Origin of the sequence: Mumia zhuanghuii (genome assembly GCF_042681565.1) — a bacterium.
Classification (GTDB): Bacteria; Actinomycetota; Actinomycetes; order Propionibacteriales; family Nocardioidaceae; genus Mumia.
Genome location: NZ_JBHUFT010000008.1, coordinates 1,815,986 through 1,839,836, shown reverse-complemented (window position 1 = coordinate 1,839,836; position 23,851 = coordinate 1,815,986). Strand labels below are relative to the sequence as shown.

The window sequence follows — 23,851 nt, the reverse complement described above, 5'->3', positions numbered from 1 at the left end:
TTCTTACGTGGAGACGGGGTGCCGCACGCGTGCGGCACCCCGTCTCACTCAGCGTTGACCGTACGGTCTCAGCTCCGCGGAATCTCCCGCATCTCGAACGTCTCGACGATGTCGCCGATCTTGATGTCGTTGAATCCCTTGAGCGTCAGACCGCATTCGAAGCCCTCGCGGACCTCGGTGACGTCATCCCTCTCACGCCGCAGGCTCGCGAGGTCGAGGTTGTCCGCGACGACCGCGCCGTCACGCAGCAAACGCGCCTTGGAGTTCCGCTTGATCGACCCGGAGATGACCATGCAGCCTGCGATGTTGCCGATCTTGGAGGAGCGGAAGATCTCGCGGATCTCCGCACGGCCCAGCTGGGCCTCCTCGAACTCCGGCTTGAGCATGCCCTTGAGGGCAGCCTCGATCTCCTCGATCGCCTGGTAGATGACCGAGTAGTAGCGGATCTCGACACCCTCGCGGTCAGCGACCTCGGTGGCCTTGCCCTGCGGACGGACGTTGAAGCCGATGATGACGGCGTTCGACGCGGCAGCGAGCATGACGTTGGTCTCGGTGATCGCACCGACACCGCGGTCGATGACCCGCAGCGCGACGTCTTCGCCGACGTCGATCTTGCTGAGTGCGTCCTCGAGCGCCTCGACCGAACCTGAACCGTCACCCTTGAGGATGAGGAGCAGCTCGTCGGTCTCGCCCTTCTCCATGTGCTGCATGAAGTCCTCGAGCGTCCGGCGGCCGGCACGCTGCGCGAGAGCGGCGTTGCGCTCGCGCGCCTCGCGCTTCTCGGCGATCTGCCGGGCCATCCGGTCGTCGGGGACGACCATGAAGTTGTCACCGGCGCCCGGCACGGCCGTGAGGCCGAGCACGAGGACGGGACGGGAGGGGTCAGCCTGGTCGACGTTGTCGCCGTGCTCGTCGAGCATGGCGCGCACGCGGCCGTGGGCAGGACCCGCGACCATCGAGTCGCCGACCTTGAGCGTGCCGCGCTGGACCAGCACCGTGGCGACCGGACCGCGTCCACGGTCGAGGTGTGCCTCGATCGCGATGCCCTCCGCCGCCTGGTGCGGGTTGGCCCGCAGGTCGAGCGAGGCGTCGGCGGTCAGCACGATGGACTCGAGGAGCCCGCCGATGTTGAGCTGCGACTTGGCCGAGACGTCGACGAACATCGTGTCGCCGCCGTACTCCTCGGGCACGAGTCCGTACTCGGTGAGCTGGCCGCGCACCTTGGTCGGGTCCGCGTCGGGCTTGTCGATCTTGTTGACCGCGACCACGATCGGCACGTTGGCCGCCTTGGCGTGGTTGAGCGCCTCGACCGTCTGCGGCATCACGCCGTCGTCGGCCGCGACCACCAGCACCGCGATGTCGGTCGCCTGGGCACCACGGGCTCGCATGGCGGTGAACGCCTCGTGACCCGGGGTGTCGATGAAGGTGATGCGACGCTCGGTGCCGTCGACGTCCGTCGCCACCTGGTAGGCACCGATGTGCTGGGTGATCCCACCGGCCTCCTTGTCGACCACGTTGGCCTGACGGATGGCGTCGAGCAGCTTGGTCTTGCCGTGGTCGACGTGACCCATGACGGTGACCACCGGCGGACGCGCGGCGAGGTCATCCTCGTCACCCTCGTCCGAGCCGAACTCGATCTGGAACGACTCGAGCAGCTCGCGGTCCTCGTCTTCGGGCGAGACGACCTGGACGTCGTAGTTGAGCTCGTCGCCGAGGATCTGCAGGACCTCGTCGTTGACCGACTGCGTCGCGGTCACCATCTCGCCCAGCGCGAACAGCACCTGGACGAGCGAGGCCGCGTCGACGCCGATCTTCTCGGCGAAGTCGGTCAGCGACGCACCACGCGGCAGGCGGATGGCCTGACCGTCGCCCTTGCGGACGCGGACGCCACCGACGGCCGGTGCCTGCATCTGGTCGAACTCTTGACGCTTCGCGCGCTTGCTCTTGCGTCCGCGGCGAGCGGGACCGCCCGGGCGACCGAACGCGCCCTGCGTGCCACCGCGGCCACCGCGACCCGGACCGGGACGGCCACCGCCGCCAGCGAAACCACCGGGACGAGGACCGCCGCCACCGGCACCGGCACCTGCACCGCCACCGCCGGGACGGCCACCGCCGCCACCGGGACGACCGGCACCTGCCGGGGCGCCACCGCGACCACGACCGCCACCACCGGGACCGCCGCGTGCGGGACCGATGGAGCTCTGCTTGGGCATCATCGCCGGGTTGGGGCGCGGCATGCCCGGACGGGGCGCGGGTGCGCCACCCTCACGAGAGGCAGGCGGACGCGGCGGCATGCCGGGACGAGGAGCGCCCTCGCGCTGGCCGTCGCGCGGAGCACCCTCACGGGTGCCGCCGTCACGGGCGCCACCGTCGCGAGGGGCACCGTCGCCACCGCGACCCGGGCGCTGCATGCCTTGGGTCGACGAGAACGGGTTGTTGCCCGGGCGAGGGCCACCACCGGGGCGACCGCCGCCGGTGCCGCCTGGACGCGGGCCGGGACGGCCCGCCCCACCCGGACGCGGACCCGACGCACCCGGACGCGGAGCGTCCGAGCGTGCGGCGGGCGTCTCGGGGCGAGGCGCGGGGCGTGGTGCCGGACGGGGTCCGGACGGCTTCGGCGCAGGCGCCTCCGTGGGCGGGGCCTGCGGTGCGGACTCCGCCACGGGTGCCTCCGGCGCTGCCGCCACCGGCTCCGGAGCGGGCTCCGGCTCGGGGACGGGCTCTGCCTTGGGGGGCGCCGGCTTCTTGCGGGGCCCGGGCATCGGCGCACCCGGGGTCGGGGTTGCCGTCGCTGTGCCCTCAGCGGGCGCGGCGTCAGCGGGCGCGGCAGACTGTGCAGCCCCCGCGGGCTTCCTCGACGTCTTCTTCGCGCCCTGGGCGCGGAACTGGTCGCCGTACTTCTCGGTGAGCCGGCGGATGACCGGCGCCTCGATCGTGGACGACGCGGAACGTACGTACTCGCCCATGTCGTTCAGCGCTGACAGCACGTCCTTGCTGGTGACGCCGAACTCCTTGGCGAGTTCGTGGACTCGGACCTTGGCCACTGTTCTCCTCTTCAGGGGCGATCCGAGCCCCTGAAAGGGCGCAGACCGCTAGTTGATGTGCATGCTCATCGAACGGAAATCATCGACTGCTCATGAGCGTGTGCTCCACTTCTGTCTACGCACCGCCTGTTGACGGTGCCGGCTGCGTCTGCCTGGTCGATCCTCGTACGTAGGCGTCGAGCGGTCCGATGTCCAACGGCCCCTCCAGGCGGAGGGCCCGTGCGAACGCCTTGCGCTGCGTCGCTCGTTCGAGGCACGCGACGTCGAGGTGCAGGTGCGCCCCACGTCCCGGTGCTGCGCCGCGAAGATCAGGCGTGACGAAGGTAATCGCCTCGCCGTGGATCGCCACGACCCGAACCAGATCGGATTTGTCGCCTCGCTCCCGGCAGCCGATGCACGTACGAACGGGCCGTACACGTACCGGAGCCTCCGGAGCCTCGTCGTGTGACGCGCCACCGGCTGGAGTCGAGTGATTCACCGTCTGTCAGTCTAGCGGGTCGCTCCTGGCGCTGTCGCCCACCCTGCTCGACATCCGTCGCAGCAGGGCGGACGACACCTCTCAGCGCCTCGCCGAGTCCTGCACGACCTCGGTGTCAGGCCGGATGTCGATGCGCCAGCCGGTCAGACGCGCGGCGAGGCGGGCGTTCTGCCCCTCCTTGCCGATCGCCAGCGACAGCTGGAAGTCGGGCACGATCACCCGGGCCGCCTTGGCGTCCGGGTCCACGACCGTGACCGAGCTCACCTGCGCCGGCGAGAGCGCGTGCGCGATGTACTCGGTTGGCTCCTCGGAGAAGTCGACGATGTCGATCTTCTCTCCGTGCAGCTCGGACATCACGTTGCGGACCCGCTGGCCCATCGGACCGATCGAGGCACCCTTCGCGTTCACGCCCGGCGCGGTCGAGCGTACGGCGATCTTGGTCCGGTGACCGGCCTCCCGGGCGATCCCGGCGATCTCAACAGTGCCGTCCTCGATCTCGGGGACCTCGAGGGCGAACAGCTTCTTGACGAGGTTGGGATGGGTGCGCGAGACCTGGACCTGCGGACCACGCGGTCCACGGCGCACGCTGGTCACTAGCGCCTTGATCCGCTCGCCGTGCTCGTACGACTCCCCCGGCACGCGCTCGGCGACCGGCAGCAGCGCCTCGACACGACCCAGATCGACGAGGACGTCACCGGGCTCGCGGCCCTGCTGGATCACGCCGGACACGATGTCGCCCTCGCGTGCGGCGAACTCCCCGAAGCGCTGCTCGTCCTCGGCGTCGCGCAGCCGCTGCAGGATGATCTGCTTGGCAGTCGTCGCCGCGATCCGTCCGAAGTCGTCGGGGGTGTCTTCGAACTCCTCGGTGAGGGTGAAGCCGTCCTCGGTCTCCACCCGGTCGCGCGCCCAGACCACCACGTGGCCGGACCGGCGGTCGAGCTCGACCCGCGCGTTGCTGCGGGCACCCGGCGTGCGGTGGTACGCGACCAGGAGCGCCTGCTCGATCGCCGTCACGACGACGCCGAGAGGCAGGTCCTTCTCGTGCTCCAGAGTGCGCAGCACCGCCATGTCGATGTCCATCAGACGTCCTTCCGCTTCAGCTCGGGCTCGATCTTTGCCTTCTTCACGTCCTCGTACGCCACGTCCCGCTCCCCAGTCTCGGTGCGGATCACAGCACCCGCATCGTCGGCGGAGAGGATGCGGCCCTCGAACACGTCGCCCTCTGCAGGCGTCACCTTGACCCAGCGGTCGACGTTGCGCGACCAGTGGCGAGGCAGGGTCAGCGGGCGGCTCGTGCCACGCGTGGAGACCTCCAGCGTGTACGGAGCCGACCCCAGGTCGTTGTTGTCGTCGAGGGCCGTCGAGACGGCCCGGGTGACCTCGGCGATGTCGTCGAGGTTCAGGGCGTTCTCGGCGTCGACGACGACGCGCAGGACTCGCCCCCCAGTGAGCTCGACGGCGTCGAGGTCCAAGCCGCGCGAGGTCACGACCTCGTCCAGCGCCTGCCGGAGGGTGTCGGGGACCGGTGTCGTTGCCATGGCACGCCTCCGTTTTCTGTTGTACCGCGCGTACGTCGTACGCACGGGGCGCTTCCGAGCCAGGGACAAGTCTAGGGCGTCGCCGAGAACGTCACGCGGCGGCCGACCCGGGTCGCGCAGGACCGTGTTCACGGCGCCTCCGATAGCGTGAGGGCGTGACCATTCTCGGTGCGGCGCCCCGCCACGGGGTCGGCCGCCGAACGCTCCTGCTCGGCTCCGGCGCGGTGGCGCTGTCGGCCGTCGCAGGGTGCTCGTGGCTCGACCGTACGCCCGCGGATCCTGCCGCTGAGGTCCACCCGGACCGCGAGCGCCTGGTCTCCGCGCGCGACGAACAGGAAGCCCTCCTCGCCGCGGTCCGCGCGACCGCGGCGGCCCACGCAGGGCTCGCCGGGTCGCTCGCCGCGTTGGCCGCACGCAGCGAGGAGCGCCTCGCTGCACTCGACGAGGCCCTCGGCGACGACTCCTCCCCTGCGACCGACACCCCGCCATCCCCGGGCGCCACCGCACCAGAACCCACCTCACCCGCTGTCCCGCCCCGTCCGGCGGCCGCGATGAGCGCGCTGATCACCCAGACCCGCACCGCCGAGACCGCCCGCAGCGGCGACTGCGGCACGGCGGTCGACGGCGGGGTCGCGCGCCTCCTCGGCGCGCTGGCGGCCGGCTACGCCCAGGACGTGGTGGTCCTTCGCCGTCAGCGAGGCGCCGCGTGAGGCGCGACGGCGACCATGGCGCCGGCGCCGAGACCGATCCGACGGATGCCTGGCAGAACGCCCTCGCCGGCGAGCACGCCGCGGTCTACGCGTACGGGCTGATCGCGGGTCGGCTCGCGGAGGGCTCTGCCGTGCAGCGCCAGGCCGCGTCCGCGTTCGCCCTGCACCGCAAGCGCCGCGACGACGTGATGGCGCGCCTGGTCCGCGACGGCCAGACGCCCGTGGAGGCACAGCCCGCGTACGAGACCGGGGCGGTCGACAACACGGCGGGCGCCCGGCGCGTCGCGCAGGCGGTCGAAGCCGGGCTGTGCCGCAGCTGGCTCGTAGTGGTCGGGGTGACGACGGGCGCGGCACGCACCTACGCGGCCACCGCGCTCACGGAGTCGGCCGCGACGCTGCTCGCATGGGGCGGGCAGCCCAGCGCGCTCCCCGGCGTCTCCTGAGCCGGGCGAAACCGACGAGACGTCCGCGGACCGGTGTGCGAAGGTGCGGTCCATGACCTTCCCGACAGCGGCCTTCCCTGACGACGTCCCCGTGCTGCGGGACGGCGACGTGGAGCTGCGCGCCCACCGCGAGGACGACCTCGACGCCCTCGTCGAGCAGTGCCTCGACCCGCAGAGCGTGGCGTGGACGATGATCCCCCGCGGGTACGACGCGGCGATGGGCCTCGAGTTCCTGACGACGACCGTCCCGCAGGGATGGCGTACGGGGTCCGAGCGGGCGTTCGCGGTCGTGGCCACCCACCCCGACGGGCGCCGGCGCTACGCAGGCACCGTCTCGTTGCGCGACCTCGGGTCCGGCAGGGCTGACGTCGGCTTCGTCGCCCACCCCGCCGTACGTGGCCTCGGCGTGATGACCCAGGCGCTCGACCTGCTCCTCGACTACGCGTTCGACACGCTCGCGACCCAGACGGTCATCTGGTGGGCGGTACGCGGCAACTGGGGGTCGCGCAAGCTCGCGTGGCGCTGCGGGTTCACCTTCGGCGGCACGGTGCACCGCTGGCTCGCGGAGCACGGCGGCTACCAGGACGCCTGGGTGGCGACGCTGCACCGCGACGACGAGCGGGCACCGCTCGGCCACTGGTGGTCGCTGCCGACGCTGGAGGGTGAGGACGTGGTCGTACGACCGCTGCGCGCGGACGACGACGCACGGATCGTCGAAGGCGGCAACGACCCGGCCGTCCAGCGCTGGATGCCGACGTTCCCCACCCCGTACCGGCTCGAGGACGCCGCGGCGTTCCGCGCGCTGGTGACCGACGCGGCGGCGACCGGTTCGTCCTTCTCGTGGGCGGTCGCCGACCCGCGGACCGACCGCCTGCTCGGAGCGGTGGGCATCCCGCGCCGTACCGACACGAGCGTCGAGATCGGCTACTGGCTGCACCCGGACGCCCGAGGGCACGGGTATGCGCAGGCGGCGACCGAGACCCTCGTCGCGCACGCGTTCACGCCGCGCGACATGGGCGGGATGGGAGCGCTTCGGGCGTACGTGCGCGTCGACGAGCTCAACCGCGACTCGCTCGCGGTGGCGAGAGCATGCGGGTTCGAGATGTCGGGGACCGAGCGGGCCGGTCAGGTGCGGCGCAACGGCACGTTCGCCGACATGCTCGTGCTCGAGCGCATCAACCCCCTGATCGAGTTCTGAGGCACGGGCGCAGGAGCGCGGTCCATCAGTGCCAGGATGTGGCACCGATGGACCGCACAGTGCCCACGACAGGCGTCAGCGCGAGGCGAGCTGCTCGACGACGAGGTCCAGAGGGACGTTCTCGCGGACGCCGGTCTTGCGGTCCTTGACCTCGACGACGCCCTCGGCGAGCCCACGGCCGACCACGACGATCGTCGGGACACCGATGAGCTCGGCATCCTTGAACTTCACGCCGGGCGAGACCTTGGGACGGTCGTCGTACAGCACCTCGACGCCGGCCGCCTCGAGCTCCTCGGCAAGGCGCGCCGCGGTGTCGAAGACCTCGGCGTCCTTGCCGGTGGCGACGACGTGCACGTCGTACGGGGCGACCTCGGCGGGCCACACGATGCCGGACTCGTCGTGGCTGTTCTCGATGATGGCCGCGACCGCGCGCGAGACGCCGATGCCGTACGAGCCCATGGTGACCGTGACGAGCTTGCCGTTCTCGTCGAGCACCTTCAGCCCAAGCGCGTCGGCATACTTGCGGCCGAGCTGGAAGATGTGGCCCATCTCGATGCCGCGCGCGAGCTCGAGCGGACCCGAGCCGTCCGGAGCGGGATCGCCGGGGCGGACCTCGGCGGCCTCGATCGTGCCGTCGGGCGTGAAGTCTCGTCCGCACACGAGGTCGAAGACGTGCTTGCCGGGCTCGTCGGCGCCGGTCAGCCACGCCGTGCCGCGCGCGACGCGAGGGTCGACGAGATAGCGGATGCCGGAGTCGGACTCCTCCCCGAGCGTCTGCGGGCCGATGTAGCCGCGGACCAGTGCGGGCTGCTTGGCGAAGTCGCCGTCCTCGAACGCGTCGATCTCACCCGGGGCGACCTGGGCCTCGAGCCGCTTGAGGTCGACCTCGCGGTCGCCGGGGAGCCCGACGACGAGGACCTCGCGGGAACCGTCGGGCTGGCGGACCCAGAGGACGACGTTCTTGAGGGTGTCGGCCGCGGTCCAAGGACGGTCGTCGCGCGGGAAGCGCGCGTTCGCCAGCGCCACCAGGGTCTCGATCGTGGGCGTGTCCGGGGTGTCCTCGACGTGGGCCGCGGGGAGCGACGCGATCTGCTCGTCGCTCAGCGGCTCCGGCGCAACGGTGGTCACCGCCTCGACGTTCGCCGCGTATCCCCCCGGCGAGCGGACGTAGGTGTCCTCGCCGTTGACGGCGGTCGCGAGGAACTCCTCGCTCGCCGAGCCGCCCATCGCTCCGGAGACGGCCTGGACGATGACGTAGTCGAGACCGAGCCGGTCGAAGATCCGGATGTAGGCCTCGCGGTGCTCTTCGTACGCACGCTTGAGGCCGTCGTCGTCGACGTCGAAGGAGTAGGAGTCCTTCATGATGAACTCGCGCCCGCGCAGCAGGCCCGCGCGGGGTCGCGCCTCGTCGCGGTACTTCGTCTGGATCTGGTAGAGCGCGAGCGGCAGGTCCTTGTAGGACGAGTAGAGGTCCTTCACGAGGAGCGTGAACATCTCCTCATGGGTGGGGCCGAGCAGCATGTCGACGTCGCGCCGGTCCTTGAGGCGGAACAGGTTCGGTCCGTACTCCTGCCAGCGCCCCGTCGCCTCGTACGGCTCCCTGGGGAGCAGCGCGGGGAACGACACCTCCTGGGCGCCGATGCGGTTCATCTCCTCGCGGACGATCCCCTCGACCTTGCGCAGCACCCGCAGACCGAGCGGGAGCCACGAATAGATGCCGGGAGCCGCGCGACGCACGTACCCCGCTCGAACCAGGAGACGGTGCGACGGGACCTCCGCGTCCGCCGGGTCCTCGCGAAGGGTACGGAGGAAGAGACGAGACATGCGGGTGACCACGGGCGTACTCCTGGTTCGGGGTGGGTGTGCGGTGCCCAGCCTAGCGACCGGGCACGAGACGGATCAGCCGCGGCGGACCCACGCGGACAACCCGTGGCGGGCGTCGGGGAAGGTGTCGGACCCGCCCAACACGGCCGCCGAGGCGGGCGCCGGGCCGCGTGTCAGCTCGTCCTCGCGCTCCACGACTTCGGCCCGGACGCGGACCGCCGTGTTGGAGCCGCCGAGGCAACGGTGCGGGATGCGGACCGTGATCGACCGCCTTCCGAAAACGACCTGGTCCCCCCTGCACCGGACCACGGCGCCGACATCGCGGCGTACGAGGGAGGCGCGGTGCCACCGGCCGTCGAAGCGGGCCCTGGTCACCGCGAACATCGGGCGGTGCCGGGGCTTGACGGTGACCGAGACCAGGCCGAGCTGTGAGTTCTTCAGGCCTGGCACCGACAGCCGGACGACGACCGCGTGCTTCTTGTTGGCGACCTTCACCTTCGTGATGTCGAGGGCAGAGGTCGCGTCACCACGTGTGTCGGAGAAGCCGCGCGTCTTGGCTGCCGCCGGTGAGGCGGCTGCACCGACGACGAGCGCCGATGCAGCCATCCCGACCGCGAGCACACGCATCCCGCGGCTCACCGGTAGCGGACCCAGGGCGGCTGCTTGGGCGAAACGAGCGACGGGTAGCCGTCGGCATAGGTGTCGGGCCCGGGCTGGGGCGAGCTGACACCGTCGTTCTGGCGTGAGACCAGCGAGACACTGACGCGCACGGGCTTGCGGTTGCGGTCGAGGCAGCGCTGCGGGATGCGCACGGTGATCGCGCGCGCACCGAAACGGATGCGGTCACCGCGGCACCGTACGGTCGACTCGTCCTGGAAGCTGATGAGGGCCAACGACGACCATGGGCCGTCGGGATAGCGCGCCTTGCTGGAGATGAACAGCGGGCGAGCGCGGGCCTTCGTCACGATCGTGACGGTGACTGCCTCCAGCTCGGACTTCTTGAGCTCGGGGACGGTGATGCGGACGACAAGAGCGCGCTTCTTGTTGGCGACCTTGATCTTGGTCATATCGACCGCGGCCGTCGCGTCGCCCCGCGCGTCCTTGAAGGAGCGTGTCTTCGCCACCGCCGGTGAGGCGGCCGCGCCGACGACGAGCGTCGACACCGCCGCACCGACCGCGAGCGTACGGAGAGTGCGCCTCATCGGTAGCGCACCCAGGGCGACATGCGCTCGGAGGTCAGGCTCGGGTAGACGTCGATCTGCGCCTCCGGACCCTCCTCGGGCTCCTCCTCGAGGAGGATCTCGTCGTCGCGCCCGAAGACGGCGGCAACGACCTTCACGGCCTTCGTGTTGGCGCCCAGGCAGCGCTGCGGGAGGCGGACGGTGATCGACTTCTTGTTGAAGCGGACACGATCGCCCTTGCACGCGACGGCGAGCTCCTCGGAGTCCTCGTCCATGAGCATGAGCGGCATCCAGCCGGCACCCTCCATGCGCATCTTCATCGACACGAACTCGGGGCGGCCCTTGGCCTTGGTGCGGACGCCGACCATGACGCCGCCCACCTTCGACTTGCGAAGCCCCGGCACCGACAGGCGCACGACGACGGCGCTCTTCTTGTTGGTGACCTTCACCTTGGTGATGTCGAGGGCAGAGGTCGCGTCGTCCTTCTTGTCGGTGAAGCTGCGGGTCTTCGCAGCGGCGGGCGAGGCGGTCGCGGTGACGACGAGGGCTGCGGCGGCGCCGGCGGCAGCGAGGGCCCGGAGGGTACGGATCATGGGGTGCTCCTGCGTTGATGGTGGCCGCAGCGTAGCCCGCCACAGGGTCAGGCAGAACGGCTGTCTGCTCGCTGTGACGCGATCGAGATCTCGGGTGAGTAGGCCCCGTACGAGGCCGTCACTGTCAGCGGTAGGCGACCCAGCGCGTCATCTTCGTGCCGCGGACCTTCGGCACCCCGTCGATCGGCAGCGTCGGACCCGGGGACGGGTCGAGCAGCACCTCGTCGGGGACGTCGCCGCGAAGGTAGGCGCGGGTGAACACCGCGACCTGCACGCGCACGGCGGAGCGGTTGGCGTCGAGGCACCGTTGAGGGATCGAGACGACGACGCGACGCGGCTTGACCTGCATCCGCAAGCCCTTGCAGCTCCGCCGCTCGTCGCCGAGACGCTGCCACGTCGTGTCCCAGCCGGAGCCACGCCGCACCTTGGACGCTGCGTACTCGGGGCGCCCCGCGACCTTGCGGCCCACGAAGACCGTGAACCCGCCCAACCGCCGACGCTCGAGCCGCGGGATGCGCAGCGCGACCGTGACCCGGTGCTCGGCGTTGCGCACGCGAAGGGACGAGATGTCGAGGGCGCTGAGCGCGTCGCCGCGGGCGTCGGGCACGTCGCGTACTGCCGCCTGCGCGGGTGCGGCGACGAGGCCGAGCGTGAGCAGGACGGCGATCGCGAGCGTCACCGCCGTACGTCCGGCGCGCATCAGAACAGCACCGACGCGAAGGTCGTGGTCTGGACGAAGCCGACGCGCTCGTACACCCGCCGTGCGGGGATGTTGTAGTCGTTCACGTACAACGACACGACCGGCGCGACCTCACGCTGCGCGCGCTCGACGACAGCGGCCATCCCTGCCGTACCGAGCCCCTTGCCGCGGTGCTCGGGCGACACGTACACCCCTTGGACCTGGCAGCCGCGTGCGGTCGCCGACCCCACCTCGGCCTTGAAGAGCACCTCGCCGTCCTCGATGATCGCGTACGCCCAGCCGCGGCTGACCAGCTGCGTGACGCGCGCGCGGTAGCTGTTGCGTCCGGGCAGCTCGGGGCTCTCGCCGACCTCCTCGGTGAACATCGCGACGCTCGCCGGATAAAGGAGGTCGATCTCGTCGATGAGCACCGGGCGCAGCCGCGGGTCAGGCGTCACCGCCGGTGGCCCGGCGATCTCCAGGAACGGCTGATCGAGCCGCAGGGAGCGCGCCGGCCCCCACTCGGGTGCGAGGTGGTCCCACAGCCGGACGACGGCGTCACGGGGACCGACGATCGACGACGACAGTCGGCCGTGGCTCTCGGCTCGGTAGGCGAAGGCGTCGACCGCGCGGTCGGTCGCCTCCACCGGGACGAGGTTGGCGCCGACGTGGCAGGCGGAGACGAGCGTGCCGTCCTCGAAATAGCCCCAGACCTCACCGCCCAGCCAACGCGCCTGGAGACGTGTCGTCGTCGCGCGGTGGTCGACGAACAGGTTGACTATCGGGTCACGGTCGATGAGCGTCTGCAGGAGCGGGAGATCGTCCTCGTACAGCACGCGAACACCCGTCGTGGTGCTCAGCATGCGTCCTCCTCCCGCCGGTCGTGTGGTGAGCCTATCCGGCTACCCCCGCACGGGCCATGGTCCGCGGACGACGTACGGTCTGGAGATGCCCGACACACCGCTCGGCGAGCCTCCGCAGGCCCTGCGTGACCCCCTCCGGCTCCTGGAAGGGCAGCTCGACCATCTGCGCGACGCCGTGCTGCTCACGCTCGACGCGATGAGCGACGACGAGCGGCGGCGTACGCGAGTCCCGTCGGGGTGGACGCCGATCGGGCTGCTCACCCACCTCACGCACGTCGAACGCCGCTGGCTGGAGTGGGGGTTCCTCGCCGAGCAGGTCGCCGACCCGTGGGGCGACGCCACGCCGGAGGGCGGATGGTCGGTAGCAGACGACACGTCGTACGAGGAGCTACGTCGCCGCTTCGTCGCACGGACCGCCCGATCCCGTGAGATCACGTCGGATGCCTCGTTGGAAGACGTCGCGCAGCTCGGTGGACGGTTCTCGGAGGACCCTCCGAACCTTGCATGGATCCTGCTGCACCTGGTCCAGGAGTATGCGCGCCACGCCGGGCACCTCGACATTGTCGCCGAGCTCGCCGGGGCGGACACCGAAGCCTAGGAGACGGCGACCTCGGGCGACGCGCCCTCGACCGGCTCCATCTCCTCGGCGATCCGCATCGCCTCTTCGATGAGCGTCTCGACGATCTTCGACTCCGGCACGGTCTTGATGACCTCGCCCTTGACGAAGATCTGGCCCTTGCCGTTGCCGGAGGCGACCCCGAGGTCGGCCTCGCGCGCCTCGCCCGGACCGTTGACGACGCAGCCCATGACGGCGACGCGCAGCGGCACCTCCATGCCCTCGAGGCCGGCGGTGACCTCCTCGGCCAGCGTGTAGACGTCCACCTGGGCGCGGCCGCACGACGGGCACGACACGATCTCGAGCTTGCGGGGACGCAGGTTGAGCGCCTGGAGGATCTGGATGCCGACTTTGACCTCCTCGACCGGCGGCGCCGACAGCGAGACGCGGATCGTGTCACCGATCCCTTGGCTCAGCAGCGCACCGAACGCGGTCGCGGACTTGATCGTGCCCTGGAACGCCGGCCCCGCCTCGGTGACGCCGAGGTGCAGCGGCCAGTCGCCCTTCTCGGCGAGCAGCTCGTACGCCCGCACCATCACGACCGGGTCGTTGTGCTTCACCGAGATCTTGAAGTCGTGGAAGTCGTGCTCCTCGAACAGCGACGCCTCCCACACGGCCGACTCGACGAGCGCCTCCGGGGTCGGCTTGCCGTACTTCTCCAGCAGCCGCTTGTCGAGCGAGCCCGCGTTGACGCCGATCCGGATCGACGTGCCGTGGTCCTTCGCGGCCTGCGCGATCTGCTTGACCTGGTCGTCGAACTTGCGGATGTTGCCCGGGTTGACGCGCACCGCGGCGCAGCCGGCCTCGATCGCGGAGAAGACGTACTTCGGCTGGAAGTGGATGTCGGCGATCACGGGGATCTGCGACTTGCGCGCGATGTCGGGCAGCGCCTCGGCGTCGTCCTGGCTCGGGCACGCCACACGCACGATGTCGCAGCCGGCAGCGGTGAGCTCGGCGATCTGCTGGAGGGTCGCGTTGACGTCGACCGTCGGCGTCGTCGTCATGGACTGCACCGAGATCGGGGCGTCTCCGCCGACCTCGACCTTGCCGACCTTGATCTTTCGGCTGGGTCGGCGGGGCCGGAGCACCGGCGGCGGGGCGGCCGGCATTCCCAGGTTGACGTCCATGCGGTTCCAGGTCTCCTCGGTACGGATCGAACGGTGCGGATCGAGATCAGGTGGTGCGACGGTCAGGTCAGGCGTACGGGGTTCACGATGTCGACGTAGACCAGGATGATGCCCATCACCAGGAGGACGGCACCCATGGCGTACGCGACGGGGAGCATCTTGGCGACGTCGACCGGCCCCGGGATCGGCTTGCGCCGCAGCCTCGCGATCGCGTTGCGCAGCCCCTCCCACAGCGCCCCGGCGATGTGGCCGCCGTCGAGCGGGAGGAGCGGGATCAGGTTGAAGATGCCGATGAAGAGGTTGATGCTCGCCAGCAGCAGGGCGACGAAGTGGACGCGGTCGGTCCACGTGGTGCCTTCGGCCGACGTCACCTCGCCGGCCACACGGCTCGCACCGACCGGGCTCATCGGCGTGTCGTCCGCGCGCTCGGCGCCGAACGCGGCCTTGGTGACCTCGACCATCTTCGCGGGCAGCGACCCGATCGCCTTGACGGTGTTGACCGTCATGTCGCCCATCGTGGTGACGACATAGCCGAGGCCTTCGCGCTCGTACGTCGGCGTCGGCGAAACGCCCAGGAAGCCGACGTCCTCGACCTTGTCGGGATCGTCCAGCGACGTCCGTGCCTGGACGGACGTGTTGACGGTGACCGTACGGTCGGTGCCGTCGCGCGCGAACCCGATGGTCGCCGGTGCATTGCCGTTGGCCCGGATCGCGCGCGAGAGCTGGTCCCAGCTCGTGACCGGAGTGCCGTTGAAGGACGTGATCTCGTCGCCGACCTCGAGACCGGCCTGCTTCGCTGGCGCGACCGGGTCGGAGGTGGTGCAGGTGCGTCCGGCCTCGCTCGACGGGATCGCACAGTCCGACACCGCCGACACGGTGGTGTTGACGGTGCTCGCGCCGATCGTCATGAAGACGGCGGCGAACAGCACGAACGCGATGACGAGGTTGACGGCCGGGCCGCCGACCATCACGATCGCCTTCTTCCACCACGGCAGGCGGTAGAACAGGCGCGGCTCGTCCTCCGGCGTCACGTGCTCGTACTCCGCCGAGCGGGCGTCGGAGATGAGTTGGGTGAACATCCCGGTGTTGGACTGGCGGACCTGCCCGGGGCCGTCGCCAGGGTGCGGCGGGAGCATGCCGACGATCTTCACGAAGCCGCCGAGCGGGATCGCCTTCACGCCGTACTCGGTCTCGCCCTTACGGGTGGACCAGACCGTGCGGCCGAAGCCGACGAAGTACTGGGTGACCTTGGCGCCGAACTTCTTGGCCGGGAGCATGTGCCCGACCTCGTGGAGCGCGATCGAGACCGCGAGGCCGATGACCACGGCGACGACACCAAGGGTATAGAGCAGCACCTCCGTCATCGGCGCTCCTTTGCGGCACTCTGGTGGCCCGCGATCAGCTCGTGGGTTCTCGTACGGGCAGTCGTGTCGGCCGCCAGGACGTCGTCGACGGTCAGCGGCTCCTCTTCCGAGAGTACGCGCGCGGCGGTGAGGTGTTCGTCGAGAACGGCGCCGACGGTGTCCACGATCCCGAGGAACGGCAGCTCTCCGGCGAGGAACGAGGCGACGCACGCCTCGTTGGCGGCGTTGTAGACCGCAGGGGCGGTGCCTCCGGCGGTCCCGGCACGACGGGCGAGGCGTACGGCGGGGAACGCGTCGTCGTCCAGCGCGGCGAAGTCCCACTGCGAGGCCTTCGTCCAGTCGCAGCCCGGGCCGGCGTCCGGGACACGGTCGGGCCAGCCCATGCCGAGGGCGATCGGGATCAGCATCGACGGCGGCGACGCCTGCGCGATCGTGGAGCCGTCGACGAACTCGACCATCGAGTGGATCATCTGCTGCGGATGGACGACGACGTCGACGCGCTCCATCGGCACGTCGAACAGAAGGTGTGCCTCGATCACCTCGAGGCCCTTGTTGACCAGGGTCGCGGAGTTGATCGTGATGACCGGCCCCATCGCGAAGTTGGGGTGCGCGAGCGCCTGCTCGGGGGTGACGTCGGTGAGCTCGTCGCGGGTACGGCCACGGAACGGGCCGCCACTCGCAGTGAGGACCAGGCGACGCACCTCGTCTGCCGTGCCGCTGCGCAGCGCCTGGGCGATCGCCGAGTGCTCAGAGTCGACGGGCACGATCTGACCGGGCCGCGCGAGGGCGGTGACGACCGGACCTCCGATGATCAGCGACTCTTTGTTGGCCAGCGCGAGCGTCGTGCCTGCCTCGAGCGCGGCGATGGTCGGGCCGAGGCCCACGGCGCCGGTGATCCCGTTGAGCACCACGTCGCACGGCGTCGCGGCGAGCTCGGTGGCGGCGCGAGGGCCGGCGAGGATGCGCGGGAGCCGGTATTGCCCCTCGGCGTAGCCGCGGCGCTGCGCCTCGGCGTACAGCGCGAGCTGGACGTCCTGGGCGGCGGTGGCCTGCGCGACGGCGACGATCTCGACCTCGTGGGCGATCGCTTGCTGGGCGAGGAGGACCGGGTCACTGCCGCCCGCGGCGATGCCGGTGACGCGGAATCGGTCGGGGTTCGCGGTGACCAGCTCGAGCGCCTGGGTCCCGATCGAGCCGGTCGATCCGAGGACGACGACGTCGCGGCGTCGTGCTGTGGGCACGCTTCGGCTCTGCACCATGGGGACAGTCTTCCAGGTGCCCCTCCCGTCCCCGATTCGGGCGGTTCTCCACCGAACACCGGTCGGAGTTCGGTGGAGAAGTGCCCGAATCGGGGACGAGGCACGCGCGCTACTTGATCTCGCTGCGCAGCACCCGGAACCAGCCGAGGACGAACGGGACGACGAGCCAGATGAGGCCGGAGACACCGAGGTGCGCCCACTCCTCACCGCTGGGCCCGCCGGCCTGGAACAGCGGTGCCTGTGCAGCCGAGAAGTCGATCCACGGCCACACGTCGCCGAACCAGCCGATGAACGCGACCGCAATCCCGAAGATCGTCGGCAGCACGAACGCCCACGCGAAGTACACGACGATCGCCGCCGGGGAGCTCAGAAGCAGCATGCCGAACGTGATCCCCATGAGCAGCGCGAGTGCCTGCCCGGCGTAGAAGCCGACGAACTGGCTGGCGTCGATGCTCCAGCTCGTCTCCCCGGAGCCGAGGACGGCCATCAGCAGCGTGCCGATCGTGGCGGCGACGAGGGCGGCGACGACGGCGAACAGTGCCGTGAGCAGACCCGTGACGACCTTCGCGGCCAGCACCCGGCCGCGGTTCGGCTCGAGGGTGAAGGTGACCAGCGCGGTGCGCTGTGACCACTCGCTGGTCACCGACAGGACGCCCAGGACCGGCAGCAGCACACCCATCGGGATGTTCATCCCGGCGAGGAAGTCAGTGAAACCGAGATTCACGTCCTCGGCGAGGCCGACCCACAGCATGATGATCATGACCAGGAGGCTGATCGCGGCGATCGTGCCGAGGAGCCACTTGCCCGCCCGGGTGTCGGCGAGCTTGCGCAGCTCCACCCGCACCAGCCGGACGAACGGGACGCGGGGACGGGTGAGGTCGATGCCGACCTCGGGAGCGAGCGCGGTCATGCCTGGCCTCCTTGGGGGACGTTCGGGCCGAAGTCGGGGGCGGGAGCCGGCGCGAGCGCGTCGCGCTGGTTGCCGGCGGTGAGCTGCAAGAACAGGTCCTCGAGCCCGGCGCGGTCTCCCGGCCGCAACTCGATCAGGGCGACACCCGCAGCAGCGACGGCCTTGCCGACGTCGGCGGGGTCGGCGTCCGTGACGAACCCGTCCGAGGTCGCGGGCGTGACGTGGATGCCCGCGACCGAGAGCGCGCGAGCCAGCGCATCCGGCTCCAGCGCGCGTACGAAGGTGCCCGCGCCGGCGAGTAGCTCCTCCTTGCGACCCTGGGCGACGATCTGGCCGTTGCCGATCACGATGATCTCGTCGGCGATGACCTCGATCTCGTGGAGCAGGTGCGACGACAGCAGGACCGTGCCACCACGGTCGGCGTAGTGGCGCAGCAGCTGGCGCATCCAGTGGATGCCTGCAGGGTCGAGGCCGTTGGCGGGCTCGTCGAGGACGAGGACCTGCGGGTCCGCGAGCAGCGACTGGGCGATGCCGAGACGCTGGCGCATGCCGAGCGAGTAGTTGCCGACCCGCCGCTTGGCCTCCTTGGCGGAGAGGCCCACGAGCTCGAGCATCTCGTCGACGCGGTTCTTGGGCAGGCCCATCGTGTGCGAGGCGATCGTAAGGACCTCGCGGCCCGTCCGGCCGTTGTGCTGTGCAGAGGCGTCGAGGAGGACGCCGATCTGCGCACCGGGGTTGGGGATGTCGGTGTAGCGGTGGCCGCCGATCGTCGCGGAGCCCGACGTCGGGTGAGTCAGGCCGGCGAGCATCCGCAGAGTCGTCGACTTGCCGGCACCGTTCGGGCCGAGGAAGCCGGTCACCGTGCCCGGGCGGCACCCGAAGGTGATGTTGTCGACGGCGAGGTGGTCGCCGTACCTCTTCGAGAGGTTCTGGACTTCGATCATGCCTCCAGCATCCCCCGCACGAGGGGTCACGGACATCGGCCCATGGGATCGGGACAGATAGCCGAAAGTAGGGGTTCGGCCGAGGATCGGCGACCTTCGGCCGGTACGGGGACGTGAAGGGCTCGCCTAGGCTGGTGAGCGTGGACGAGGTCGACCCCGCGGCGTACCAGCCGCCGCTGCGCTGGTGGAGCCAGGCGTGGCGCCTCGGTCTCGCCTCCGGAGTCGGTGCGATCGTCTGGATCCCGGTCGCTGAGTGGCAGGCCGATCACGCACCGTGGTGGTTCTGGCTCGACCTGCTCGGCGGCGTGATCGCCCTGGCGGCAGTGACGCAGCGCCGCCGGTACCCCGTCGGGGTCGCCGTGCTCACCACGGTCATCGCGATGGGGTCGATGTCGGCCGCCGGCTCCGCGCTGCTCGCCGCTACGTCGCTCGCGACCCGTCGCCGCCTCCGCGAGATCGTGCCCGTCGGCGCCCTCGTACTGGTCCAGACGGTCGTCGTCGTCTTCATCGATCCCTCGATCAGGGACGAGCGGGGATTCGTCCTGGCGATGGGCGTCATGCTCGTCGCGATCGTCTTCGCCATCGGCATGTACGTCGGTTCGCGGCGCGAGCTCCTCTACACGTTGCGTGAGCGCGCCCGCGTCGCCGAGGCCGAGCAGTCCAGCCGCGTCGCACAGGCCCAGATCGCCGAGCGTGCCCGGATCGCCCGCGAGATGCATGACGTCCTGGCCCACCGGATCTCCATGGTCGCGATGCACGCCGGAGCGCTCGCGTACCGGACCGACCTTCCGCCGGAGGAGGTCCGCGCGTCGTCGGAGGTCATCCGCGACCACGCGCACCTCGCCCTGACCGACCTGCGCGAGGTGCTCGGCATCCTCCGCGCCGGCGAGGACGACGGCGATCGACCACAGCCGTCGTGGGCCGACCTGCCCGATCTCGTCTGCGGCGCGCAGTCGGCGGGCATGCGGGTGCGCCTCGACGACGAGGTCACGACGCTCGGTCCGCCCGAGCGGCTCGGCCGTACGGCTTACCGGGTCGTCCAGGAGGCACTCACCAACGCCCACAAGCACGCGCCCGACACCTCCGTCACGGCGACGCTGCGGGGTGCGCCCGAGGACGGCGTCGTCGTCGAGGTCCGCAACCCGCTGCGCGTCGGGTCGGTGCACGAGCGGCTGCCCACGTCGGGGCTCGGGCTGGTCGGCCTCGCCGAGCGCGCCGACCTTGTCGGCGGGACCCTCACCCATCGGATCACCGGCGACGAGTTCGTCCTGACGCTGGCGCTACCGTGGCCGGCATGATCCGTGTGGCCCTGGTCGACGACGACGCCCTCGTACGCGCCGGGCTGCGGCTGATCCTCGGTGGCGCCGCCGACCTGGAGGTCGTGACGGAGGCGGGTGACGGCGCGGCCGCGCTCCAGGCGCTGCGCGAGCATCCGGCCGACGTCGTCCTGATGGACATCCGCATGCCGCGGATGGACGGGCTCACGGCGACCGCCGAGCTGCAGCGCGCCGCTGATCCCCCGTACGTGATCGTGCTGACGACGTTCGACGCGGACGACTACGTGCTGCGCGCACTGCGGCACGGCGCGAGCGGGTTCCTCCTCAAGGACACGCCGCCGGAGGTGCTCGTCGACGCGGTGCGCAAGGTCGCTGGGGGCGAGCCGATGCTCTCGCCGAGTGTGACCGAGCAGCTGATCCGCCGCGTACGCGACCTCGGTGACGGGGACGGCGATGCGCAGGCGCGGTTGGAGGTCCTGAGCGAGCGCGAGCGTGAGGTCGCCGTCGCCGTCGGCCGCGGGATGTCCAACGCGCAGATCGCGACCGACCTCTACATGAGCCTTGCGACTGTCAAGGCCCACGTCTCGCGGATCCTCACCAAGCTCGACGCCGCAAACCGGGTGCAGGTCGCGATCGCCGTCCACGACGCCGGCCTGGTCTGAGGCCCCCCGCTGGTCCTGTCACTTTCCGTGGGGCCCACCGAAGACGCAGTGCCCCACCGGAAGTTTCCGGTGGGGCGCTCACTTTCCGTGGGGCCCAACGGAAAGTGAGGGCGGGCGTACGGAGGCTCAGGCTTCGATGTTGCTCATCACGTGCTTCACGCGCGTGTAGTCCTCGAGCCCGTACATCGAGAGGTCCTTGCCGTAGCCGGAGTGCTTGAACCCGCCGTGCGGCATCTCCGCGACGAGCGGGATGTGGGTGTTGATCCACACGCAGCCGAAGTCGAGCCGCTTGGCCATCCGCATGGCGCGACCGTGGTCCTTCGTCCAGACCGACGACGCGAGGCCGTACTGGACGCCGTTGGCCCAGCGCACCGCCTCGTCCTCGTCGGAGAACTGCTGCACCGTGATGACCGGACCAAAGATCTCGTTCTGGATCGCGTCGTCGTCCTGCCGGAGGTCCGCCAGCACCGTCGGCTCGAAGTAGTAGCCCTGCGCCAGGTCGCCGCCGGATCGCGATCCGCCTGCCGCGACCTTCGCGTGTCCGGGGAGACGATCGACGAACCCGGAGACGCGCTCGAGCTGCGGGGCGCTGTTCAGCGCACCGTACAGCGCGTCCTCGTCGTCGGGGAGTCCGGTCTTGAGCCCCTTGGCCTGCTCGGCGATCGCGTCGACGAAGTCGCCGTACACCCGAGGCGAGGCAAGCACGCGGGTCGCCGCTGTGCAGTCCTGGCCGGCGTTGAAGTAGCCGGCCTCGGCGATCGCCGCCGCAGCCGCCTCGATGTCGGCGTCGTCGAACACCACGACCGGCGCCTTGCCGCCGAGCTCGAGATGGACGCGCTTGACGTCCTCGGACGCCGATCGCGCCACCTCCATGCCCGCCCGCACCGAGCCGGTGATCGCGACCATCGCCGGCGTCGGGTGCGCGACGAGCGCCCGGCCGGTGTCGCGGTCACCGCACACGACGTTGAGCACGCCCGGCGGGAGGATGTCGGCCGCGATCTCGGCGAGCAGGGCCGTCGAGGCGGGGGTCGTGTCGCTCGGCTTGAGCACGATCGTGTTGCCGGCCGCCAGCGCGGGCGCGATCTTCCAGATGCCCATGAGCAGCGGATAGTTCCACGGCGTGACCTGGGCGACGACCCCGATCGGCTCGCGTCGGATCATCGACGTGTGGCCGGCCATGTACTCGCCGGCCGCGCGCCCCTCGAGCACGCGCGCCGCCCCTGCGAAGAAGGTCAACGCGTCGTCGACCATCGGCATCTCCTCGCTGACGGTCAGTCCGCGCGGCTTGCCGGTGTTCTTCACCTCCACGTCGACGATCTCGTCGAGGCGGTCGTGGATCGCCTGGTTGAGCTTGATCAGCGCCGCCTGACGCTCGCGTGGGGTCGTGTCGCGCCAGCCGTTGTCGAAGGCGCCCTGAGCCGCCCTCATCGCCGCGTCGACGTCGGCCTCGCGCGACATCGGCGCGGAGGCGTACGCCTGTCCGGTCGAAGGGTCGATGACGTCGTACGTGGCGCCGTCGAGCGCCGCCACCTTGTCGCCGTTGACGAAGTTCGTGAGGGTCTCGGTCATAACCTCAATCTGGCACAGGCAACGGCCGCTGACAATGGATTGAATGGTCAAGCAGGCCCGTGCCTACGGATTTCGTATCTGTAGCAGCCTCTCGCAACCGAAAACCTTTGCCTGCGGCCGCTTCGTGGGCGATACTCGTTCCATGAGCGAACAGTGGGACGACGCACGTCTTCAGCGCGCCGCCAAGGACCACCTCTGGATGCACTTCACGCGGCACAGCACGTACGAGAGCTCGGACGTGCCCGTGATCGCCAAGGGGGAGGGCGCATATCTCTTCGACACCGCAGGCAAGCGCTACCTGGACGGGCTCGCGGGCCTGTTCGTCGTCCAGGTGGGGCACGGCCGTGAGGAGCTCGCCGAGGCTGCTGCCAAGCAGGCCCGCGAGCTGGCGTTCATGCCGCTGTGGTCGTACGCGCACCCGCCGGCCGTGCAGCTCGCCGAGCGCGTCGCCTCGTACGCACCCGGCGACCTCAACCGTGTCTTCTTCACGACCGGCGGCGGCGAGGCGGTCGAGTCTGCGTGGAAGCTCGCCAAGCAGTACTTCAAGCTCACTGGCAAGCCCACCAAGCACAAGGTGATCAGCCGCAACATCGCCTACCACGGCACCCCGCAGGGCGCGCTGTCGATCACCGGCATCCCGGACATGAAGGCGCCGTTCGAGCCGCTCGTGCCGAGCACGTTCCGCGTCCCCAACACGAACATCTACCGCGCGACCGAGCACGGTGACGATCCCGAGGCGTTCGGCCGCTGGGCCGCTGACCGGATCGCCGAGGCGATCGAGTTCGAGGGCCCCGACACCGTCGCTGCGGTGTTCCTGGAGCCCGTCCAGAACGCGGGCGGCTGCTTCCCTCCCCCGCCGGGATACTTCCAGCGAGTCCGTGAGATCTGCGACGAGTACGACGTCCTGCTGGTCTCCGACGAGGTCATCTGCGCGTTCGGGCGTCTCGGCGAGATGTTCGGCGCGGTGCGCTACGGCTACCAGCCCGACATCATCACGTGCGCCAAGGGCCTGACGTCGGGCTACTCGCCGCTCGGCGCGATGATCGCGTCGGACCGCCTGATGGAGCCGTTCCTGAAGGGCCACGAGTCGTTCCTGCACGGCTATACCTTCGGCGGGCACCCGGTCTCGACGGCCGTCGCCATGGCAAACCTCGACATCTTCGAGCGCGAGGGCATCAACGAGAACGTCCGCGCCAACGAGGACGGGTTCCGCTCCACGCTCGAGAAGCTGCTCGACCTCGACATCGTCGGTGACGTCCGCGGCGACGGCTACTTCTACGGGATCGAGCTGGTCAAGGACAAGGCCACCAAGGAGACGTTCAACGAGGACGAGTCCGAGCGGCTGCTGCGCGGGTTCCTGTCCAAGGCGTTGTACGACGCGGGCCTCTACTGCCGTGCCGACGACCGTGGCGACCCGGTCGTGCAGCTCGCTCCCCCGCTGATCTGCGACCAGGAGCACTTCGACGAGATGGAGCGGATCTTGCGCTCGGTCATCACCGAGGGCCAGAACCTGCTCTGACCTGTACGCCGCGAAGGCCGCCGTCCCCGTACCCCCGGGGCGGCGGCCTTCGT

Annotated in this window: 23 protein-coding genes; 7 read left to right on the top strand and 16 right to left on the bottom strand. The window is 70.4% G+C overall.

Annotation, left to right across the window (positions count from 1 at the left end; genetic code table 11):
* Positions 1-68: 68 nt before the first annotated feature.
* From infB to ACFSDF_RS17300, 4 genes are all read right to left on the bottom strand, one after another.
* Complete coding sequence (infB, locus tag ACFSDF_RS17315) at positions 69-3,044, bottom strand: translation initiation factor IF-2 (protein WP_167250468.1); 2,976 nt, start codon at positions 3,042-3,044, stop codon at positions 69-71.
* 115 nt (positions 3,045-3,159) lie between these two features.
* Complete coding sequence (locus ACFSDF_RS17310; protein WP_167003490.1) at positions 3,160-3,522, bottom strand: YlxR family protein; 363 nt, start codon at positions 3,520-3,522, stop codon at positions 3,160-3,162.
* Positions 3,523-3,603: 81 nt separating this feature from the next.
* Entirely contained in the window at positions 3,604-4,602 is a 999-nt protein-coding gene (gene nusA, locus ACFSDF_RS17305; RefSeq protein WP_167003492.1) for a transcription termination factor NusA, read from the bottom strand.
* Positions 4,602-5,060 (bottom strand): ribosome maturation factor RimP, encoded by a 459-nt coding sequence (locus ACFSDF_RS17300; protein WP_167003494.1) that lies wholly within the window; start codon positions 5,058-5,060, stop codon positions 4,602-4,604. The genes nusA and ACFSDF_RS17300 overlap by 1 nt, the downstream gene beginning before the upstream one ends.
* A 155-nt stretch (positions 5,061-5,215) precedes the next feature.
* Between ACFSDF_RS17300 and ACFSDF_RS17295 the strand changes: the two genes are divergently transcribed.
* The 3 genes from ACFSDF_RS17295 to ACFSDF_RS17285 are packed head-to-tail and all read left to right on the top strand — an operon-like array spanning position 5,216 to position 7,411.
* Positions 5,216-5,770: a hypothetical protein gene (locus tag ACFSDF_RS17295; RefSeq protein ID WP_377158471.1), complete on the top strand. Its 555-nt coding sequence runs from the start codon at positions 5,216-5,218 to the stop codon at positions 5,768-5,770.
* Positions 5,767-6,213 (top strand): ferritin-like domain-containing protein, encoded by a 447-nt coding sequence (locus tag ACFSDF_RS17290; protein WP_377158469.1) that lies wholly within the window; start codon positions 5,767-5,769, stop codon positions 6,211-6,213. Before ACFSDF_RS17295 ends, ACFSDF_RS17290 begins: the two co-directional genes overlap by 4 nt.
* A gap of 52 nt (positions 6,214-6,265) precedes the next feature.
* A complete protein-coding gene (locus ACFSDF_RS17285) occupies positions 6,266-7,411 on the top strand; it encodes a GNAT family N-acetyltransferase (protein WP_377158467.1) in 1,146 nt (381 codons plus the stop codon).
* Positions 7,412-7,486: 75 nt separating this feature from the next.
* Here the strand turns inward: ACFSDF_RS17285 and ACFSDF_RS17280 are convergent, their stop codons facing one another.
* From ACFSDF_RS17280 to ACFSDF_RS17255, 6 genes are all read right to left on the bottom strand, one after another.
* The gene (locus ACFSDF_RS17280) at positions 7,487-9,247 is read right to left on the bottom strand and encodes a proline--tRNA ligase (RefSeq protein ID WP_377158465.1); all 1,761 of its coding nucleotides are present in this window, start codon (positions 9,245-9,247) and stop codon (positions 7,487-7,489) included.
* Positions 9,248-9,310: 63 nt separating this feature from the next.
* Entirely contained in the window at positions 9,311-9,874 is a 564-nt protein-coding gene (locus ACFSDF_RS17275) for a hypothetical protein (RefSeq protein WP_377158463.1), read from the bottom strand.
* Complete coding sequence (locus ACFSDF_RS17270; RefSeq protein ID WP_167003506.1) at positions 9,871-10,437, bottom strand: hypothetical protein; 567 nt, start codon at positions 10,435-10,437, stop codon at positions 9,871-9,873. Before ACFSDF_RS17270 ends, ACFSDF_RS17275 begins: the two co-directional genes overlap by 4 nt.
* A complete protein-coding gene (locus ACFSDF_RS17265; RefSeq protein WP_377158461.1) occupies positions 10,434-11,009 on the bottom strand; it encodes a hypothetical protein in 576 nt (191 codons plus the stop codon). Before ACFSDF_RS17265 ends, ACFSDF_RS17270 begins: the two co-directional genes overlap by 4 nt.
* 124 nt (positions 11,010-11,133) lie before the next feature.
* A complete protein-coding gene (locus tag ACFSDF_RS17260; protein WP_377158459.1) occupies positions 11,134-11,709 on the bottom strand; it encodes a hypothetical protein in 576 nt (191 codons plus the stop codon).
* Positions 11,709-12,551, bottom strand: a complete 843-nt coding sequence (locus tag ACFSDF_RS17255; protein WP_377158457.1) for a GNAT family N-acetyltransferase — start codon at positions 12,549-12,551, stop codon at positions 11,709-11,711. Before ACFSDF_RS17255 ends, ACFSDF_RS17260 begins: the two co-directional genes overlap by 1 nt.
* Positions 12,552-12,636: 85 nt before the next feature.
* Between ACFSDF_RS17255 and ACFSDF_RS17250 the strand changes: the two genes are divergently transcribed.
* Positions 12,637-13,149 carry a DinB family protein gene (locus ACFSDF_RS17250; RefSeq protein ID WP_377158455.1) on the top strand — a complete coding sequence of 171 codons (513 nt, stop codon included), beginning with the start codon at positions 12,637-12,639 and terminating at the stop codon, positions 13,147-13,149.
* On the opposite strand, the gene ispG is transcribed toward ACFSDF_RS17250, so the two are convergent.
* The 5 genes from ispG to ACFSDF_RS17225 form a co-directional block, all read right to left on the bottom strand.
* Positions 13,146-14,294 carry a flavodoxin-dependent (E)-4-hydroxy-3-methylbut-2-enyl-diphosphate synthase gene (gene ispG, locus ACFSDF_RS17245; protein WP_167003516.1) on the bottom strand — a complete coding sequence of 383 codons (1,149 nt, stop codon included), beginning with the start codon at positions 14,292-14,294 and terminating at the stop codon, positions 13,146-13,148. The two genes, ACFSDF_RS17250 and ispG, sit on opposite strands and share 4 nt — an antisense overlap.
* A gap of 62 nt (positions 14,295-14,356) precedes the next feature.
* Complete coding sequence (locus tag ACFSDF_RS17240) at positions 14,357-15,658, bottom strand: M50 family metallopeptidase (RefSeq protein ID WP_377158453.1); 1,302 nt, start codon at positions 15,656-15,658, stop codon at positions 14,357-14,359.
* Positions 15,655-16,917: a 1-deoxy-D-xylulose-5-phosphate reductoisomerase gene (gene dxr / locus ACFSDF_RS17235; RefSeq protein WP_167003518.1), complete on the bottom strand. Its 1,263-nt coding sequence runs from the start codon at positions 16,915-16,917 to the stop codon at positions 15,655-15,657. The genes ACFSDF_RS17240 and dxr overlap by 4 nt, the downstream gene beginning before the upstream one ends.
* Positions 16,918-17,026: 109 nt before the next feature.
* Complete coding sequence (locus ACFSDF_RS17230; protein ID WP_377158451.1) at positions 17,027-17,827, bottom strand: ABC transporter permease; 801 nt, start codon at positions 17,825-17,827, stop codon at positions 17,027-17,029.
* Positions 17,824-18,771: an ABC transporter ATP-binding protein gene (locus tag ACFSDF_RS17225; RefSeq protein ID WP_377158449.1), complete on the bottom strand. Its 948-nt coding sequence runs from the start codon at positions 18,769-18,771 to the stop codon at positions 17,824-17,826. Before ACFSDF_RS17225 ends, ACFSDF_RS17230 begins: the two co-directional genes overlap by 4 nt.
* Positions 18,772-18,911: 140 nt before the next feature.
* Here ACFSDF_RS17225 and ACFSDF_RS17220 point away from each other — a divergent pair, with 140 nt between their 5' ends.
* Both ACFSDF_RS17220 and ACFSDF_RS17215 read left to right on the top strand, forming a co-directional pair.
* Positions 18,912-20,069: a sensor histidine kinase gene (locus tag ACFSDF_RS17220; RefSeq protein ID WP_377158447.1), complete on the top strand. Its 1,158-nt coding sequence runs from the start codon at positions 18,912-18,914 to the stop codon at positions 20,067-20,069.
* Complete coding sequence (locus ACFSDF_RS17215; protein WP_377158445.1) at positions 20,066-20,710, top strand: response regulator transcription factor; 645 nt, start codon at positions 20,066-20,068, stop codon at positions 20,708-20,710. Before ACFSDF_RS17220 ends, ACFSDF_RS17215 begins: the two co-directional genes overlap by 4 nt.
* Positions 20,711-20,836: 126 nt before the next feature.
* On the opposite strand, the gene ACFSDF_RS17210 is transcribed toward ACFSDF_RS17215, so the two are convergent.
* A complete protein-coding gene (locus ACFSDF_RS17210; RefSeq protein WP_167250443.1) occupies positions 20,837-22,279 on the bottom strand; it encodes a gamma-aminobutyraldehyde dehydrogenase in 1,443 nt (480 codons plus the stop codon).
* Positions 22,280-22,421: 142 nt separating this feature from the next.
* On the opposite strand from ACFSDF_RS17210, the gene ACFSDF_RS17205 reads away from it, so the two are divergent.
* The gene (locus tag ACFSDF_RS17205; protein WP_167250441.1) at positions 22,422-23,798 is read left to right on the top strand and encodes an aspartate aminotransferase family protein; all 1,377 of its coding nucleotides are present in this window, start codon (positions 22,422-22,424) and stop codon (positions 23,796-23,798) included.
* The last annotated feature ends 53 nt before the right edge of the window (positions 23,799-23,851 follow it).